Consider the following 15,908-nt stretch of genomic DNA (forward strand, 5'->3'; position numbering starts at 1 on the left):
CTGAGCGGGTTTGAGCGCCCGTAGCTCAATGGATAGAGCATCTGACTACGGATCAGAAGGTTAGGGGTTCGAGTCCCTTCGGGCGCACAGAACCAGAAACGGTCTCCACTTCGGTGGGGGCCGTTTCTGCGTTAAGGCCAGCCGCCAACCAGTCGAGGGTGACGCCGGTCGCGCTCGCCCACCGGACGAAGTAGGTCGCGGTCGGCTCTGAGCGCCCTCGCTCCCAGTTGCTCACGGTGTTGCGTGCCACACCGATACGGTCGGCGATCTCGCCCTGGTCGAGGTCGGCCAGCATCCGGGACTTGCGCAGCCTGTCAACAAGCGTCCACGTGGGGTTGTCGAGGATTGTCATGATCCACAGATTAGCGTGTCCGCGACCAAAACGGGGACACGCCGCGCCCAATCCCAGAGTTATTCACACTGTGCATAACTCTGTGGATCATGCACAAATCGGGAGTATCCGCCCAGCGGGTCAGCGAGGTCAGCCGTGTCGGTTGAGTCTATGGCGATCGCTCTTCGGCACTCGCGCGCCAAGGGAACCACGAAGGTTGTCATGATCGGCATCGCCAACCACGACGGCGACGGCGGATCGTGGCCTTCGATCGACACCCTGGCCGACTATGCCAACGTCGACCCGCGAACCGTCCAGCGCTCGATCGATCAGCTCGTGAAGCTCGGCGAAGTGCGTCGGATCATCCAGGGCGGCGGCACGCACCTCATGGCGGACTCCCACCGCCCCAACCTGTACGAAGTCCTGCTCCGGTGCCCCGTCGACTGCGACCGCACGGCGCAGCATCGCACCAAGAAGCAGCTTTCCCGCCCCCGGCCCTCGCCATTGGAAGGCCTCGCCGGGGAGCTGGGGGTTATCCACACGGGTGACGCCAGTGTCACCCCCGATCTATCCACAGGGGTGACGCCGATGTCACCCGGAGGGGTGACGCCAGTGTCACCCAAACCAGTCCCTAGAACTCACCACTCATCTCCTAGAGACAACTCAAGTAGTCGCGCGAGCGCATCTGCGGTGCGTCCGACGATGACCTGGATTGATGAGCGTTGTCCGGGCAACTGGCGGGATCACTCTCACGTGCTCAGCAAATCGACGGGCAAGTGCGCCCATTGCTTCGAGCCTCCGACCATGAACGCCGCCACCGGAGAGGTCGCCTGATGCCCGACTACATCGATCCGACTTTCGCGATCATCGCCGCCGTGGTGATCACCGTGTACCTGATCCTGACCCCGCCCAACAACACGACCCCGACCGACTGACCAAGGAGACGACATGACCACCGAGACCGCCCCTCAGCCGACCATCTACGAGCAGCTGCGCCAGCTCGCACGCGAGTACGCCGAGCGAGCCGAGCAAGCGCCTACGTTCGCCCAGTCCGACATCTGGCACACCGACGCCGCACAGCTTCGCCTGGTCGCTCAGATGGTCGGTGATCGTCCACTCGATGACTGGTCGGAGATCGGCCAGCAGTGGGTCGACGCGGCCCGCAAGGTGCTCGACGCATACAAGCCCGGTGACCCCCGATGAACTGCCGGTGCTGGCTGTGCAACGGCCCCGCCCGAATGAAGCTGGTCGCGTGGGTTGAGCGCGAGCCGCTGACCAGTGAGCAGCAGGAGGCCCACCGGGGGTTCTGGCAGGGGTTTGCCCGTGGCTGAGAAGTGGGGCGGGCGCAAGTCGCAGGAGTGGGTCGCTGCTGTCCTCGCTGAGAAGGGCACGATCTGTCGCCTGTGCGGTCTGCCTGGTGCGGACACTGCCGACCACATCATCGCTCGATCGAAGGGCGGCGACTGGTACGACGTTGCCAACGGTCGCCCAGCTCATCGTCGTTGCAACGAGTCGCGCGGCAATCGCGATGTCACTGCGCCGATAGAGACAGGCCTCCAGTTTTTCAAACGGGCCGCTTAGCGGACGCCCCGCGCCAGCGCTTCCATCTCCCCCCAACACCCCACAAAAAAGACCCGACCACGAGCCCGAAAGGAGCCGGAAATGACCGCCGAAAACGCCCCGTATCTGCCCGGATTCGACCCGACGCCGCCGAAGGACAGCACACCCGGCTTCATCGAGCAGGAAACGCTCCGACAGATTGAAGCGCTGCGCAGCATGGGCTACATCGAAGACCATCACGCCGGACAGGTCGCACTCGCGATCACCACGGCGCGCGCGCTCGACCAGGCCCAGGGTCGAGGTGCCCCGTCCGGGTACGCGAACCTGACCCGAGCCATGAAAGAGATCTTCGAGACGCTGCCCGCCCCGGAAGCGGCATCCGCCGACGCGCTCACGAAGGTTCTCGACTTCCTGATGTCCGATCAGCCGCAGCACGACAGCGAAGAGGTCGATCACTGATGCCGTTCACCTACGACCCCGAGCCGCGCTACATGCCCGAGCGCGACCTGTCCTGGAACAGCGAGGGCGAGGAGGTCGCGAAGACCGCTCGGCTGATGGGCGTTGAGCTGATGCCCTGGCAGCGGCGAACCGTCGAGGTCGCGTCTGAGTGGCGCACGTTCGGCCCGGGGGAGTCGGAGAACGACAAGTTCCTGGGCATGCGCCGCTACCGCTATAGCCGCGTCGTGGTCACCGTCCCGAGACAGTCGGGAAAGACGACGCTCATGGGGCCGGTTCGAACGCACCGGATGATCACCCGCCCGAACCTCTCAGCCTGGTCGACGGCGCAGACCGGGAACGATGCCGGGAAGCGCATGAAAGACCTGATCAAACTGGTGGCCGGGTCGCCCCTGGCCCCCATGTTCAAGTCGCGCTTGTCGAACGGCTCCGAAGGTCTGATCCTCCCGGCGAACGGCTCCCGCCTGACCCGGTTCGCGCCGCGTCCTGATGCGATCCACGGCGAGACGCCCCACTGGGTCGACTACGACGAATTCTGGAAGTACTCGCGCGAGCTGGGCGAACAGCTCACGGGCGCTGTCAGCCCCGCCATGATCACGCTGCACGGCATCGCGCAGCGCTGGTACGTCTCGACCATGGGCACCGCTCAATCCGGGTTCATGAACGACCTCGTAGACCTCGGGCGAGCGGGCACCGATCCCGGCCTGTGCTACATCGAGTACTCAATGCCCGAGGGGCACGACCCGTACGACCCGAGGACGTGGTGGATGTTCCACCCGGCCCTCGGGAACACGCAGACCGTCGAAGCGCTGCGCGCCGAAACCGGCATCCCCTACGGCGAGTGGATGCGTGGGTTCATGAACACGCGAACCGAGTCGGTCAACGCGATCGTAGAGGCCGCGGAATTCGACAAGTTGCGCGCGACGTGGGTCGACCCTCCCGCATGGTCGGAAGTGGCGATCGCGTACGAGGTCGCACACGGCGGGGACTCCGCAGCGATCTACGCCGTCTGGCGAGATGCTGACGGGAATCCCTGCACACACGTCGTGCACGCCGCCCCGGGAACGATCTGGCTCGCCGACCTCGTTGAGCGCATCAAACGCGAGTGCCGGCCGATGGTCATCGCAGCCGACGACGGCGGCGAAACGCGAGCCGTGACCGACGAGCTCGTGCGCCGGGGACAGGACATCTTCACGCTCGGCGCACGCGACTTCGGCACCGCCTGTATCGCGCTGCTGTCCGCCGCTCGGGACGACAAGACGCTGCGCCACGACGGCTCCGAAACGCTCCGACTCGCCGTCATGCACGCTGTGATGCGCTCAGCCGGTGACGCCCCCGCCCGCTTCTCCCGTAAGTACTCCACCGGCCCGGTAGCGGCGCTGATCGCGGTCGCGGTCGGCCTGTGGGCCTACGACCACCGCGAAGCCCCCATGGGCGCGCCGACCCTCCGCTGAAAGGCCCGACCATGGCAATCAAGATCGACCCGTCACCCTCCGAAACTGCCGTCATCCAGTGCGACGACTGCCCTCACTGGTCAGCCGTCAGGTTCGGGTGCTGCGAGGCGCACCGTTGCGCCGTCGACCACGAAAAGACGTTCCACGCCGACAGCGAGACGGCCCGCTGGGCGGCTAGAAAGCACGCCCAGCGACACGCCGCCGCTGAGAAGGCGACACACCCCTGATTCGCGGATTGTCCAGCCCCCCTCCGCAGTCTTTACGGCGTGACCTTCCTTTCCTCCCTCGCCTCAGCCCTCGGACTCCGCACCACTACCCAGGTGCGGAGTCCGTGGCGTGAAGAGGGCATCCTGGAGCACGTCACCTTCGAAGCCCTGTACGGCGATGTCGCCGAGGTCTACGTCTCCCGTGACCGGTCCATGCGTCTCCCCGTCGTCTCGAAGGCCCGCCGCGCCGCATGCGTCACGGTCGGGCGGCTCCCGCTCAGCGCAGTGCGCCCCAACGGCTCCCGCTGGCCGGTCGGAACGTTCCCGATCCTGGAGCAGCCCGAAGAAGGCACCCCGCTTTCGAACACCCTCGCCTGGACGATCGACGCCCTGATTTTCCAGCCCTACGTGTTCTGGCAGATCACGGCTAGGGACGCCAACGGCTGGCCGGTTCGCGTTCGCCTGGTACCGCCGAGCGAAGCCGACACGAACGAAGCGGGCGAGCTGGTGAAGGCCTTCGGCGAGAAGGTCACCCTCGGCTTCATCCGCTTCGACGGTCTCGGCTCCGGGCTGCTCCGCGACGGCGGCGACACCATCCGCCGCGCGATGATCCTCAACCGCGTTGCCGCCCTCGCCGAATCCAACCCCGTCCCGTCGATCGAGCTGCACAACGAAGGCGATGACATCGGCGACGAGGCGATCGACTCGCTGATCGAACGCTGGATGCATAAGCGCAAGACCGGGAACGTCGCCTACACGAGCAAGAGCCTCAAGGTTCACACGCACGGTCAGCAGCCCGAACAGCTCCTGATCGACGCCCGCAAGCGCATCGACCTGGAGCTAGCCCGCCACACGGGCGCACCCGCCTGGGTCACAGACACGCCCGTCGAGGGTCAGTCGCTCACCTACGCGAATCGGGCATCCCGCAACTGGGAGCTGATCGACCTGTTCCTGACGGAATACATGACGGTCATCGAAGACCGCCTGTCCATGGGTGACGTGACCCCGCGCGGGACGACCGTCAAGTTCCTCACCGACGAGCTGACCCGCGACGACCAGAAAACCCGTTTCGAGACCTACGGAATCGGGAAGAAGCACAGCTTCATCACCGACGCCTGGATCGCCGAGCAAGAAGGCTGGGAGGCCCGAGCATGACCATGTTGACCCTCACCGGCTACGCGCCGTCCGTCACCCTCTCCGAGATCGACCGCACGATCAGCGGCACGATCACCGTGTTCGGCGTCGTCGCCGAGTCGCACGGACTCGTGATCGAGGCGGGCGCGCTGGAGCCGCGTATGCCGCTGTCTCGCGTGAAGCTCCTCCGCGACCACAACCACTCCGACCCCGTGGGCTACATGCTCACCCTGAGCGATGACCGCACCGAGGCGACCTTCCATGTCCCGCCCGGCGAGAACGGCGACCGGGCGCTAGCAGAGGCCCGCAACAAGCTCCGCGACGGCTTCTCCGTCGGATTCCGGATCATCGAGTACTCGTGGGACGACAACGGCGTCCTGCACGTTCACAAGGCCGAGCTTTACGAGGTCAGCCTGTGCGCGATCCCCGCACTTCAAGATTCCCAAGTCATCGACGTGGCCGCCAGCCTGGCGACCCGAAAGGAGAACACCCACATGAACCGTGCACAACTCGCGGCAGCTCTCGCCGCAGGCACCATCACCCAGGCGCAGCACGACGCGGCCCTGGCGACGTTGGACACCCCGCAGCTCGCCGCCCCGCCCGCCACGCAGGCACCCGCACCCGCAGCCGCACCTGCTCCGGTCACGCTCGCCACCGCCGAGCGGCCCGACCTCCCCCCGGTGCAGCTGTCCGCCGAGCAGTACGCCGAGCTGTCCCGCATCGTCTCGAGCGGGCCCGGCCAGCAGCAGACTCCCCCTCCGCGAGGCCAGACGAATCCGCGACCCGTGTCACTGCGTCAGGTGACCGACGAGATCGCGGCGCTCGTTGCCGCAGGTGAGGGTGCGTCCGCTGTCCGCCTGGCGCTGCAGGACTTCGTGCCCGCCGACGACGCGGGAGAAGCATTCCTGCGCAACGACTGGCGCGGCGAGCTGTGGACCGCGAGCCGCACCGATCGCCCCATGATCGAAGCGCTCGGCACGCCCAAGGAGCTGCGCACCGGAAGCAAGATCAAGGGGTGGGTGTGGGACGTGAAGCCCGACGTGCAGACCTACGAGGGCAACAAGAAGCCTGTGCCGTCGAACAAGCCCAAGACGAAGCCCGCTGAGGCCGACGTTCACCGCTCGGCAGGCGGCTGGGACATCGATCGCATCCACATCGACCTGGGAGACCCCGGATTCCTGGAGTCGTTCTGGAGCGGCGCTGTGGTCGACTACAAGCAGGACTCGGAGACCTACTGCGCCTCGCAGCTCATCGCCGGGGCCGCCACTCGCCCGAACCAGCCCACGCTGTTGAAGGCGCTGGGCGCGCTCGGCGCGGACTTCGCCGCGCTCGGCGCATCCCTGGATGCGATCTTCATCGCCCCCGACCTCTTCGAGGAGTACTCGGGGCTCACCCAGGCAGAGGTGCCGTTCTGGCTCGCGAATGCGACTGGTATCAGCCTCAAGAAGCAGTCGGCTGAGATCGGCGATCTGGCGATCAAGACGCACCCATCGCTCGCAGCCGGTCAGGTGCTCGGCTACGACGAGCGCGCCGCCGACTGGTTCGAGAAGACGCCGCCTATCCGCGTCAACGCCGTCGATCTGCCCAAGGGCGGTATTGACCTCGGCTTGTTCGGCTACGACGGCGTGCTGATCAACGACCCGCGTGCGATCACTCTGCGCCAGGTCGGTGCGGCGGCTCCTGGCGGCGAGTGATGCCGGAACCGGAGGCCACTCTGATTGACGAGGGGGCCGTGCGCGCTGCGTGCGGCCTCCCCGCCTCCGGGGAAGACGGCGAGCTGACGCGCGCGATCGCCGCCGCCCGGGCCTATGTCGAGCGTTACCACGGCGTGCGGGCCACCTGGCCGGACGACTACCGGCTGGGAGCTATCCGGCTCGCGACGGGCCTCTACCGGGATGCCGCTCAGAAGGGCATGGCCGAGCCGTTCGGACAGTCGAACACTGCCCGGCGCGCGACCGACATCGAGATCGAACAGCTCTTGCGCATTGGGCGGTTCGCCGGGCCTCAGATCGGCTGACCGTGGATATTCTCGCCCCGCTCGAAGACCTCGCGCAGCAGCTCCGCGAGGCGGGCCTGTCTGCCGGTGTCGACCCGACCAAGCTCAACCCGCCGTGTGCCTGGGTGCACTGCGACCGCTTCGAAGTCGACACCCTCGCCGGGGGTGGCACCCTCCACGCCCAGATCGACCTCACCGTGCCGTCTTGGAAGCTCAGTCGGGCCATGGCGGAACTCGGCGAAATGCTCGACCTCGCTCTGAGCGTCGTCACCCCAGACGGACAAGTGCAGCTCGACACCGGGATCGAGCTGGAGAACAAGACCATCCTTCCCGGCTTCCGCATCCCCGTGAACCTCGAAATCTAAGGAGACCCCATGCCCATCAAGTCGAAGCAGCTCGGCCCCGGCTCGCTCAAGTTCGGCGAGACCGCCAGCGAACGAGAGTTCGCATCCCAGCTCCGCAAGGCCGAGCTGAACCCCAACGTCGAAGACGGCGACACGCTCCCCGTCCTCTCGGGCGAGGAACTGACCGAAGACGACGAGATCACATGGGAGGTCGGCGGGTCGCTTCTCCAGGACTACGACGCCGACAGCCTGGAGCTGTGGTGTTTCGAGCACGCGGGCCAGTGGATGCCGTGGGTGTTCACCCCGAACAACGACGGCACGCAGTCGTGGCAGGGCGAAGCGAAGATCCGTCCGATCAAGATCGGCGGCGATGTGAAGACCCGCAACACGAGTGACTTCACGTTCCCGGCCCGCAACGTGCAGCCGATCGGCACCGGCACCGCTGGTCGCACCGCCAAGGCCTCCGCGAAGGTCTGATCGTGTCCGGGTGGCAGTCCCAAGGCGTCGTGCGCGTAGAGGGTGCCCGCAGGCTCCGCAGCACGCTGCGGAAGGCGGGCGACGACCTCGCCGACATGAAGAAGGCTCACGCCGACGCCGCAGGGATCGCCGCCCGGGCATCCGAAGCACTCGCCCCCAAGCGATCGAACAAGCTCGCCGACACGATCCGCGCAGCCGGAACGAAGACGGCGGGAATCATCCGCGCCGGGTTCGCCCGAGTGCCGTACGCGGGGCCGATCCACTGGGGCTGGTTCGCCCGAGGGATCAAACCTCAGCCGTTTCTCTCCAAGGGCGCGCAAGACAGCGAAGGTCGCTGGGTGCGCGTCTACCAGGACTATCTGGAATCCACCATCGACAAAGTCAAAGGAACCTGACCATGCCCAAGAATCTTCTCCGCATCGAGTTCGACAACGGCGAGCACCTCGACGTTCTGCCGAACCTCTTCGACACGCGCAACTTCGAGCGAGCGATGCGCAACAACCGTCAGTGGGGCGAGCTGCGCGACAACGGTATGCGCCTCCAGGCCTTCCGAGGCTGGTCGGCAGCGTCCCGGCTCGGGCTGATCGAACTCACCTGGGAACAGTTCTACGAAGACCCCCACACGCCCGTGCTGTCGGTCTCGCCCGCCCCGGAGGACGAGACCGAGGACGACGACGGCCTGGAGGTGGATGGCCTGGGGGAAGACACGCTGACGGATCAGCCCACTACCTCCTAGTAGCGCTGGCCGTCGCCACGCACACGCTCCCGTCCGCGTGGCACAGCGAAGACCCCGCCGACATCGCGACCGCCGTCCACATCCTCAACGAAGCCCGAGAAAGGCACTGACATGGCAAGTCCCGCCGTCCTCTCCGTCCGCATCATCGGCGACGCCGCATCCGGCATCGACGCGATGGTGAAGATGGAGAACGCATCTGGTCGAATGGCCTCCGCCGTCGACCGTGCGTCCGTGACGGCGGGACTCGCCCTGACCGCTCTCGGCGCGGGGGCGATCCACGTCGGCAACCTGGCCGCGTCCGCCGAACAGGCGGCGGGCTCGGTCGATGCCGTCTTCGCCGAGAACGCCTCAGCCATCCACGCCTACGCCGCCGAAGCCGCCGACGCCGTGGGCCTGGCCGAAGACCAGTACGGCAACCTCGCCGCCGTGCTCGGCGCGCAGCTCCAGAACATGGGCGTGGATGAAGAAGAGCTGGCCGGGAAGACGAACGAGCTGATCGGTCTCGGCTCCGACCTCGCGGCGACGTTCGGCGGGCCAACCGCGGATGCCGTCGCCGCCCTCTCGTCGCTGCTGCGAGGCGAGCGCGATCCGATCGAGAAGTACGGCGTATCGATCAAAGCCGCCGATATCGAGGCGCGCAAAGCCGCGATGGGCCTGGACGAGCTGACCGGCGAAGCGGACGCCGCCGCGACGACTCAGGTCACTCTCGCGCTACTGATGGAACAGACCGCCTCAGCCCAGGGCCAGTTCGCCTCCGAAGCCGACACCGCAGCCGGTGCGCAGGAGCGGGCGAACGCCGAATGGCGGAACGCCCAGATCGCACTCGGGGAGCAGCTGCTTCCCGTCATGACCGAGGGTGCCAAGATCGCATCCGACCTCGCCCGATGGATGGGCGAGAACATCGACGTCGTGACGACCGTCGCGGGCGTCATCGCCGTCCTCGCCGCTGGCATCCTCGTGATGAACGGGGCCATGAAGGTCTATGCCGCGATCCAGGCGATCCAGACGGCCGCGCAGATCGCGAACAACGCCGCGTGGCTTGCCTCCCCGGTCACCTGGATCGTGCTCGCCGTCGTAGCCGCTATCGGCCTCATCATCGCGGGCGTCGTCCTGGTGATTCAGAACTGGGACAAGATCGCCGCGAAGGCCTCCGAGGTTTGGGGAGCCGTTGTGCAGTGGTGCACCGACGTGGCGACCTGGATCGGTGAGAACATCGTGAAGGCGATCGAGGAAGTCGGAAACTTCTTCTCCGACTTGGGCGAGAACGTCGCGAAGGTCTTCGAGGGCATCATCGGCTGGATCGAAGACGTTCTGGAGTGGTTCGGCAAGCTCGGCTCCGACCTGATGCCCGACTGGCTCGAAGAGGCTCTGGGGTTGAAGTCGATCGCGATGACGGTCGACGCCCCCTCCGAGACCCCCACGGCCCGGATGATGTTCAGCGCAGCCGAGACCGTGGCCGGGTTCGCGCAGCCGACAGCCTTCAAGACGACCGCCGCCCCCAGCCCCGCGTCATTCCTGCGTGCAGCTCCCACGGTCGAGAGCCGCCCGAACGTTCATATCGAGTTCCACGGCCTGGTGACCGACCCGCACGCGACCGCCCAGGAGATCAAGAAGATTCTTGACGACGACGCCGTATTGACCGGTCGCCGTCGTCCGGAGGAACCGACATGGTAGCCCCCGTGCTCACCCTGAGCGGTCGACCGATCGCGGCCAGCGCCGTTCGCGGCGCGTCGCACGTCGGCCTGAAACGCCTCCGCATCGAGTGGGGTCGCCGGTCGCTCCTGGAGACCCCGCAGCCCGGTATCGCGATCGTGGAGACCATCACGCGCGGCCTGGAGGCGACCCCTCCCCGCAAGGGCGAGAAGCTGACGATCGCTCACCCTGCCCACGGGTACGTCTTCCGTGGCAAGGTCGCCGCAGCATCGACGCTGGAGCGCACCCTGAGATTCCCGAACGGGCTGCGCGAAACGGTCAAGGTCACGACGATCACGGCGCACGACCTGTTCGCCACGCTCGCCCAGTTCATTCCCACCGGCCCGGGTGTGGAGCGAGCAGGACGGGGCGAATACACGCCCGCCGGCGGATGGTACTCGCGGGACATTGACGTGCGCGTGGCGGAGGTTGCCGAAGCAGGGGCCGCTGCGTTCGTGACGACGATCGAGAAGCCCGACCCCATCGTGCAGTACTCGCCGCGCGTGCGGGCCATGGCCCCACCTCAGTCGGCTGCGTCCGCGTCAGCTTTCGAGCTGCTGACCTCCGCTTACGCCATGGCGGGCGTGCTCGCGTCCTGTACGTACGATGCTCGCGACGACAGTCTGCGCCCCGCTCCGCATGCGCCCGCAGCCTCCGCCGTCGTCACCCTCGCCCAAGGCGCGAACGGCCTCCTGTCGATCGTCCTGCCCTCAGGAGTCGGCAAGCTCCCCGCCCGCCTCGCCGTCATCGATCGGCGTCAGCTCGAGTACCCAGCCGAAGACGTGTCGGCAGCTCGGTTCGACTACGTCCACTACTTCGCCGCCGGGACGCCCGCCACGTACACCTACGCGACGGGCACCGTGACCGCGCCCGTTCCCGGCGCCGGGGCGGGTGGCACTTACTCCCCGGCGTGGAAGACCTATTGGACGCGCGACTTCTTCGTGACCCCGATCACAGCGGAGAACGCCGAGCGCACTCTGTACCTGTACAACAGCGGCACGCCCGGGTGGTTGCCGACCGAGACCGCCGCAGCGTTCGGCGCTCTCAACGGCCTGGGGCAGCTCCCCACGCTCACGATCGACCCCGAAGCGCCTGAGCTCGCCGGGTTCGGCCAGACGTTCCACACACGCCAGCAGGGCGCGTTCTACCTCGCCGGTTCCATGTTCAACGGCGAAGCCGGAGCGCCCTCCGTCGTGCAGTTCATCGGAGGAACGCTCTCCTACGACGAGCGCGGTAGATGGCGGCACGCCCTCATCCCAGCGCCAACCCGAGCGGGTGCGCCCGACACTCTCACGCTCGACCAGATGTTCCCCGCGTCCGCCACCGATCGGCTCGACAACTGGGCCGCAGACCTCACCCTGAACGACCTCGCAGCCGTCACAAGGAGAACCCCATGACGAAGACAACGCCCGTCTACCAACTGCCCTACCTGGAGGGCAACGACGGCGGCAAGGCGATCGGAGCCGTCTCGCTGTCGCTTGCTCAGCGCCTCGAAGCGGTGTTGATGAACGAGGGACAGACCCCGCTCGACTCCGACCTGGTGTCGCTTCTCCAGCGGATCGCAGCGCTGGAGAACGCCACGGCCCCCGTGGATGACACCGGCTGGCGGACGCTCGTGCTGCAGAACAACTGGAAGTACTTCGGCGGGGGCATCTACGCGGAACCGCGCTACCGACGCCTGAACGGCATCGTGTACGTGTCCGGGCTGATCAAAGACGGCACGACCTCGCCCGGTGGGGTGATCGCCAACCTGCCCGTGGGGTTCCGCCCATCGAAGCAGCGAATCACGACCGTCTCCGTGTCGCCGGGTGTCGGCGGCACCGTCGACATGGCCGCGAACGGGAACATCCTTCACGGCACACTGTCGACCACCTTCACGTCGCTCGATATCGTCTTCCCGGCGGAGCAGTGATGAGCGCCAACGGAGCCGCAGCCGCTCAGACGCTGCTCGCGTTCAGTACCTGGCGAGCCGGGTACTGCCTCGAAGCCGTATGGCAGGCCTACAAGCGCAACGGGGCCAGCACCAACCGCAGCGCCGCAACGGCCCTGATCGGTTGGGAGAAGTCAGACGGCAAACACCACGGCGATCGCAACCCGCCGCCCGGAGTTCCGGTCTGGTTCGGAGCCAAGCCGACCAGCGGAGCCGGTGACGTAGTGATCAGTCTCGGAGGCGGTCGAGTCGCCGCGACCGACTGGCCCCGTAACGGCGTCATCGGCGTGACCACCATCGACGCGAGACAGCGCCAGATCGGGCGTCCGTACCTCGGATGGACAGAGACGATCCTGGGCGCTCCGATCGCCTATAGCGCCCCCGCCACGACCACGCCCCCGCCGACCCCGCCCCAACCACAGGAGGAACCAGAGATGGGAATGCAGACCATCCGCAACACCGAGACCGGAGCTATCAACTTCGCGGACGAATTCGGCTACGACGCCGCCGACGCTTATCGAAGCGTCGACATCGAGCCGGGCGAATACCTCACAGCGCAGCAGAAAGTGTTCGGCAACCCGACGCCCGTCACCGCGCGCCAGTTCGACATCGCGAACGCGATCGCGCTGCGCCGATGGGAGCGGAAGAAGGCTGAGATTGTCGCAGCTCTCGTGCCCGCCGTGGTGGAGGCGCTGGTGAAGGAACTGGGCAAGCGCTCATGACCTTCGATGCTTGGCTCATGCTCATCATCGCCGTGGTCGCAGCCTCGGGCGGATGGGCGGCGAACAAGTTCGGTCGGCTCGCCCGAGTCGAGTCCCGCCTCATCCACGTGGAGACCGTCAACCGCCGCATGTGGCTGCACATGCGTGCGCAGGTCGACCACGCGTACCGCAGCGGCTACATGCCCCTGCCGATACCCGCTGACCTATTCGGAGAGGAGGAAGACAAGTGACCAAGTACCTGACCCGCCGAGAACGCCGCGCCGCTCTCACCGCCAAGGCGCTCCCGCCCCAGGCCGTCCGAGCATGGGCGTACCGCGTCCTGGTGGCCGCTGGTGCGGTAGTGACCTTCTACGGCATCATGACCGCTCAGGAAGTCGTCGTGTGGCTCGGCCTCGCCGCCGTCGTGTTCAACGCGACCCCGGCAGCGGCTACGCCCGTGCGCCCGCCTGAGGCCCGCTGACCGCCTCTGACGCAGAATGCCCCACGCCGGATGACGTGGGGCATTCTGCTGTCAACGCCGCGTTTACACCCGTGACGGGTTCGCTATGGTGCCTTCATGGGCATCCTCCAGAACACCAAAGCCGCCACCGTCGCGCAGGACGCAGCCAAGGCGATCCAAGCCGGTTCGCGGTACTTCACACCGATCCTGAACCTTCCAGCGACCCGTCCCGGCTTCTCGGGAGGCATCCCCGATTGGTCGGCGATGCTCGACGCGATCGAAGCTCAGGGGTGGCAGCTCCAGCACTGGGCAGTCGCTCCCGACAAGCAAGGGCGACCTCAGGCGATGCCCTTGTTCGTTCGGCGCTGACCCCACCGCTGGAACGCGCCCTGCCGAGTCAGGCCCGCAGCTTTGCCGATTGCCTCCCATGACCGGCCCGAGGCGTGCTGACCGTCGACCGCCGAAGCGATCGCCGCATCGAGTTCGTCTCGGAGAGCGAGCAGCGTCGCCAGCTCGGGTTCGTCAGCCTCTGCCACCCGTCGACCAGCGGCCCGGATCATCCGGCGCAGCATCCCGAGCCAGCTCATCGTCTCGACGCTCATATCGCCTCCAGGTGTCGAATCGGACGCTCGGGGGCTGGGTATCCGGCAGCGCCGTACACGGCCTTCCGCCGAGTGAAGTCGGAGGGCTTCACATAGCGCGGCACCGTGCTGAGGTTGCGGTGACCGAGCAGCCCCCCGACGGTCATCACGTCGCCTTCGGTCTCATCGTTCACGTTGGTGCCGAACGAGTGCCGAAGCTTGTGGCCCGTCCAGTGGCCGGGGATTGCATCTCGCAGCAGCTCACCGACGCGACGGGGGGAGAGATGCCCGTCGATCGCACCGGGGAACGCATAGCCAGGTGTGAGCGCGCGGAGGTCGAGCGCCAGCCGTGGGGTGAGCGGGACGATGCGCTTGCGGCGACCCTTGCCATGTACCAGCAGCGACCAGCCGAGCAAATCCTGGCGCAGATCGTCGGAGTGCACCACGGCGATCTCGCCGCGTCGAAGACCGGCGTCATGGGCCAGGCGCATCATCAGTGCCGTGCGCTCATCCACACGTCGCACCGACTGATCGAACACCGCGCGCGGTACGGGGTCGGGGTTCGGCTCGGCGGGCTTCACAGTCGGGAGATGCTTGGCGGGGTTCTTCTCGATCCACCCGACCCGCCTCGCCCACTTGAAGAACTCTCGAAGGCCGCTGTACCGGCTTCGGCGGGTCTCCGTCTGCCATGTCTGCCCGCCGACGAATCGGAGCAGCAGGGCCGAGGTGACGGCCTCTGGTGCAACGCCGATTCGACGGGCGAGATGCTGTAGTTGCTCGCGGCGTGCTCGAATCGTGTTCGGTGATCGATCGGCTGCGGCCAGGTGCAGCGCGTAGTCGTCGATGATGCGCGCCCACTCCGGGCTGATTGTCAGTGCCATTGTGTTTCCCCCCGATTCATCGAGAAAGATAGTCAGAAACGGTCATCACTGATCGTCGGCATGGTGACCGGCTCGCTGGCCGTCACGGGGGCCGCGTGTAGAGGGCACGGTCCGAGCTGCACGCCGTATTCCAGAGTGAGCGCACGCCGCTGAGCGCAGTGCGGGCAAGTGTCGGCTTCCCACTGCAACATCGCGTCCCAAGCCCCGGCGCTCCACCGCACCGTCGCTTGCCACGTCCCGGCGCTCAACGCCCAACCTCGAAGATGCCGGGGACGACGCTTCCGGTTATCAGGAGCGAGCGAATGTCGGCGAGCATCGCGACGACTTCCCGGTTTTCCCACGAGAGGTTCGGCGCGAGGCCCGCGGCGTTATCGATTGTCTTCTCGACGTATGCCAGGGTCTCGATTGCGTGTGTGCTCATGCCAGGGTCACCGCCTCAGCGATGAGTAATAGCTGGTGTTCGACCTCGAAAGCGTCGTCCGAGACTCCCAACCAGAAGGTTAGGGGTTCGAGTCCCTTCGGGCGCACAGGATCCGAAACCCCCGTCGCGAAAGCGGCGGGGGTTTCGTCGTATCCGGGGGCGTCGCTGAGCCTGTCGACGCGCCCTCCCTCTGCGCTCCGGTCGCACTTTCTGTCGCTTCGGCCGTGCGAAACCGACAGAAAGTGCGACGGGAGCGGATGTGGGGGCGCATACCCAAGAGCGCCCGTGAATAGGACATCCGATATACCGAAATGCCAAATGCGCGTTCGCGAGAAAGTGCTCGTGCTATCGCCTAGACGAGTTCGCGACCGTTTTATGACGGCATTTTGGAAAGTTTCTTTTCGGCCCGGCGTGTCGCGAATATTGGCTTGCGATCGGTTAAACCCATAGACCACTGTGAGTGTTCAGAGAGGTGCATATGTAGCGCCTGTGAGCATTCGGGGGAATGTGGTGACCGGAGAAATGGTGCGACGTGTTGTCGCGCGTTC

Annotated in this window: 24 protein-coding genes and 1 tRNA gene; 21 read left to right on the top strand and 4 right to left on the bottom strand. The window is 66.5% G+C overall.

The features are described 5' to 3' along the window. Positions 1–14: 14 nt before the first annotated feature. Positions 15–87: transfer RNA gene (locus ACIOSY_RS16225), tRNA-Arg, on the top strand. Here the strand turns inward: ACIOSY_RS16225 and ACIOSY_RS16230 are convergent. Continuing rightward, entirely contained in the window at positions 53–352 is a 300-nt protein-coding gene (locus ACIOSY_RS16230; protein WP_400855116.1) for a helix-turn-helix domain-containing protein, read from the bottom strand. The genes ACIOSY_RS16225 and ACIOSY_RS16230 overlap by 35 nt on opposite strands. A 150-nt stretch (positions 353–502) precedes the next feature. On the opposite strand from ACIOSY_RS16230, the gene ACIOSY_RS16235 reads away from it, so the two are divergent. From ACIOSY_RS16235 to ACIOSY_RS16330, 20 genes are all read left to right on the top strand, one after another. Then, a complete protein-coding gene (locus ACIOSY_RS16235) occupies positions 503–1,165 on the top strand; it encodes a helix-turn-helix domain-containing protein (RefSeq protein WP_400855118.1) in 663 nt (220 codons plus the stop codon). A gap of 114 nt (positions 1,166–1,279) precedes the next feature. Further along, on the top strand, positions 1,280–1,534 hold the full coding sequence (locus tag ACIOSY_RS16240) for a hypothetical protein (protein ID WP_400855119.1): 255 nt from the start codon (positions 1,280–1,282) through the stop codon (positions 1,532–1,534). Positions 1,535–1,654: 120 nt separating this feature from the next. Further along, entirely contained in the window at positions 1,655–1,912 is a 258-nt protein-coding gene (locus ACIOSY_RS16245; RefSeq protein ID WP_400855120.1) for an HNH endonuclease, read from the top strand. 81 nt (positions 1,913–1,993) lie between these two features. After that, positions 1,994–2,350, top strand: a complete 357-nt coding sequence (locus ACIOSY_RS16250) for a hypothetical protein (RefSeq protein ID WP_400855121.1) — start codon at positions 1,994–1,996, stop codon at positions 2,348–2,350. Then, positions 2,350–3,801 carry a hypothetical protein gene (locus tag ACIOSY_RS16255; RefSeq protein WP_400855122.1) on the top strand — a complete coding sequence of 484 codons (1,452 nt, stop codon included), beginning with the start codon at positions 2,350–2,352 and terminating at the stop codon, positions 3,799–3,801. Before ACIOSY_RS16250 ends, ACIOSY_RS16255 begins: the two co-directional genes overlap by 1 nt. A gap of 11 nt (positions 3,802–3,812) precedes the next feature. Further along, complete coding sequence (locus ACIOSY_RS16260; protein WP_400855123.1) at positions 3,813–4,028, top strand: hypothetical protein; 216 nt, start codon at positions 3,813–3,815, stop codon at positions 4,026–4,028. A 39-nt stretch (positions 4,029–4,067) separates the two neighbouring features. Further along, on the top strand, positions 4,068–5,162 hold the full coding sequence (locus ACIOSY_RS16265; protein ID WP_400855124.1) for a phage portal protein: 1,095 nt from the start codon (positions 4,068–4,070) through the stop codon (positions 5,160–5,162). Next, positions 5,159–6,835 (top strand): HK97 family phage prohead protease, encoded by a 1,677-nt coding sequence (locus ACIOSY_RS16270; RefSeq protein ID WP_400855125.1) that lies wholly within the window; start codon positions 5,159–5,161, stop codon positions 6,833–6,835. The genes ACIOSY_RS16265 and ACIOSY_RS16270 overlap by 4 nt, the downstream gene beginning before the upstream one ends. Continuing rightward, a complete protein-coding gene (locus ACIOSY_RS16275; RefSeq protein WP_400855126.1) occupies positions 6,835–7,158 on the top strand; it encodes a hypothetical protein in 324 nt (107 codons plus the stop codon). Before ACIOSY_RS16270 ends, ACIOSY_RS16275 begins: the two co-directional genes overlap by 1 nt. Before the next feature lie 2 nt (positions 7,159–7,160). After that, positions 7,161–7,502 carry a hypothetical protein gene (locus ACIOSY_RS16280; RefSeq protein ID WP_400855128.1) on the top strand — a complete coding sequence of 114 codons (342 nt, stop codon included), beginning with the start codon at positions 7,161–7,163 and terminating at the stop codon, positions 7,500–7,502. Between the two features lie 9 nt (positions 7,503–7,511). Continuing rightward, the gene (locus ACIOSY_RS16285; protein WP_400855129.1) at positions 7,512–7,958 is read left to right on the top strand and encodes a hypothetical protein; all 447 of its coding nucleotides are present in this window, start codon (positions 7,512–7,514) and stop codon (positions 7,956–7,958) included. Positions 7,959–7,960: 2 nt separating this feature from the next. Continuing rightward, positions 7,961–8,353 (top strand): hypothetical protein, encoded by a 393-nt coding sequence (locus tag ACIOSY_RS16290; RefSeq protein ID WP_400855131.1) that lies wholly within the window; start codon positions 7,961–7,963, stop codon positions 8,351–8,353. Between the two features lie 2 nt (positions 8,354–8,355). After that, complete coding sequence (locus tag ACIOSY_RS16295) at positions 8,356–8,694, top strand: hypothetical protein (protein WP_400855132.1); 339 nt, start codon at positions 8,356–8,358, stop codon at positions 8,692–8,694. 111 nt (positions 8,695–8,805) lie between these two features. After that, positions 8,806–10,368, top strand: coding sequence for a hypothetical protein (locus ACIOSY_RS16300; protein WP_400855133.1), 1,563 nt, complete (start codon positions 8,806–8,808; stop codon positions 10,366–10,368). Further along, the gene (locus ACIOSY_RS16305; protein ID WP_400855134.1) at positions 10,362–11,783 is read left to right on the top strand and encodes a hypothetical protein; all 1,422 of its coding nucleotides are present in this window, start codon (positions 10,362–10,364) and stop codon (positions 11,781–11,783) included. The genes ACIOSY_RS16300 and ACIOSY_RS16305 overlap by 7 nt, the downstream gene beginning before the upstream one ends. After that, the gene (locus tag ACIOSY_RS16310; RefSeq protein WP_400855136.1) at positions 11,780–12,298 is read left to right on the top strand and encodes a hypothetical protein; all 519 of its coding nucleotides are present in this window, start codon (positions 11,780–11,782) and stop codon (positions 12,296–12,298) included. Before ACIOSY_RS16305 ends, ACIOSY_RS16310 begins: the two co-directional genes overlap by 4 nt. Then, positions 12,298–13,038, top strand: coding sequence for a hypothetical protein (locus ACIOSY_RS16315; RefSeq protein ID WP_400855137.1), 741 nt, complete (start codon positions 12,298–12,300; stop codon positions 13,036–13,038). Before ACIOSY_RS16310 ends, ACIOSY_RS16315 begins: the two co-directional genes overlap by 1 nt. After that, on the top strand, positions 13,035–13,268 hold the full coding sequence (locus ACIOSY_RS16320) for a hypothetical protein (RefSeq protein WP_400855139.1): 234 nt from the start codon (positions 13,035–13,037) through the stop codon (positions 13,266–13,268). The genes ACIOSY_RS16315 and ACIOSY_RS16320 overlap by 4 nt, the downstream gene beginning before the upstream one ends. After that, a complete protein-coding gene (locus tag ACIOSY_RS16325; protein WP_400855141.1) occupies positions 13,265–13,498 on the top strand; it encodes a hypothetical protein in 234 nt (77 codons plus the stop codon). The genes ACIOSY_RS16320 and ACIOSY_RS16325 overlap by 4 nt, the downstream gene beginning before the upstream one ends. Before the next feature lie 96 nt (positions 13,499–13,594). Next, positions 13,595–13,846 carry a hypothetical protein gene (locus ACIOSY_RS16330; RefSeq protein WP_400855143.1) on the top strand — a complete coding sequence of 84 codons (252 nt, stop codon included), beginning with the start codon at positions 13,595–13,597 and terminating at the stop codon, positions 13,844–13,846. Here the strand turns inward: ACIOSY_RS16330 and ACIOSY_RS16335 are convergent. The 3 genes from ACIOSY_RS16335 to ACIOSY_RS16345 form a co-directional block, all read right to left on the bottom strand. Next, complete coding sequence (locus ACIOSY_RS16335; RefSeq protein WP_400855145.1) at positions 13,816–14,079, bottom strand: hypothetical protein; 264 nt, start codon at positions 14,077–14,079, stop codon at positions 13,816–13,818. The two genes, ACIOSY_RS16330 and ACIOSY_RS16335, sit on opposite strands and share 31 nt — an antisense overlap. Then, complete coding sequence (xerC, locus tag ACIOSY_RS16340) at positions 14,076–14,939, bottom strand: tyrosine recombinase XerC (protein ID WP_400855146.1); 864 nt, start codon at positions 14,937–14,939, stop codon at positions 14,076–14,078. The genes ACIOSY_RS16335 and xerC overlap by 4 nt, the downstream gene beginning before the upstream one ends. A 244-nt stretch (positions 14,940–15,183) precedes the next feature. Next, entirely contained in the window at positions 15,184–15,360 is a 177-nt protein-coding gene (locus tag ACIOSY_RS16345; RefSeq protein ID WP_400855147.1) for a hypothetical protein, read from the bottom strand. Positions 15,361–15,908 lie beyond the last annotated feature (548 nt).

The sequence above is a fragment of the Microbacterium sp. NPDC087665 genome, from assembly GCF_044743285.1.
In the GTDB taxonomy this organism is placed as follows: domain Bacteria; phylum Actinomycetota; class Actinomycetes; order Actinomycetales; family Microbacteriaceae; genus Microbacterium.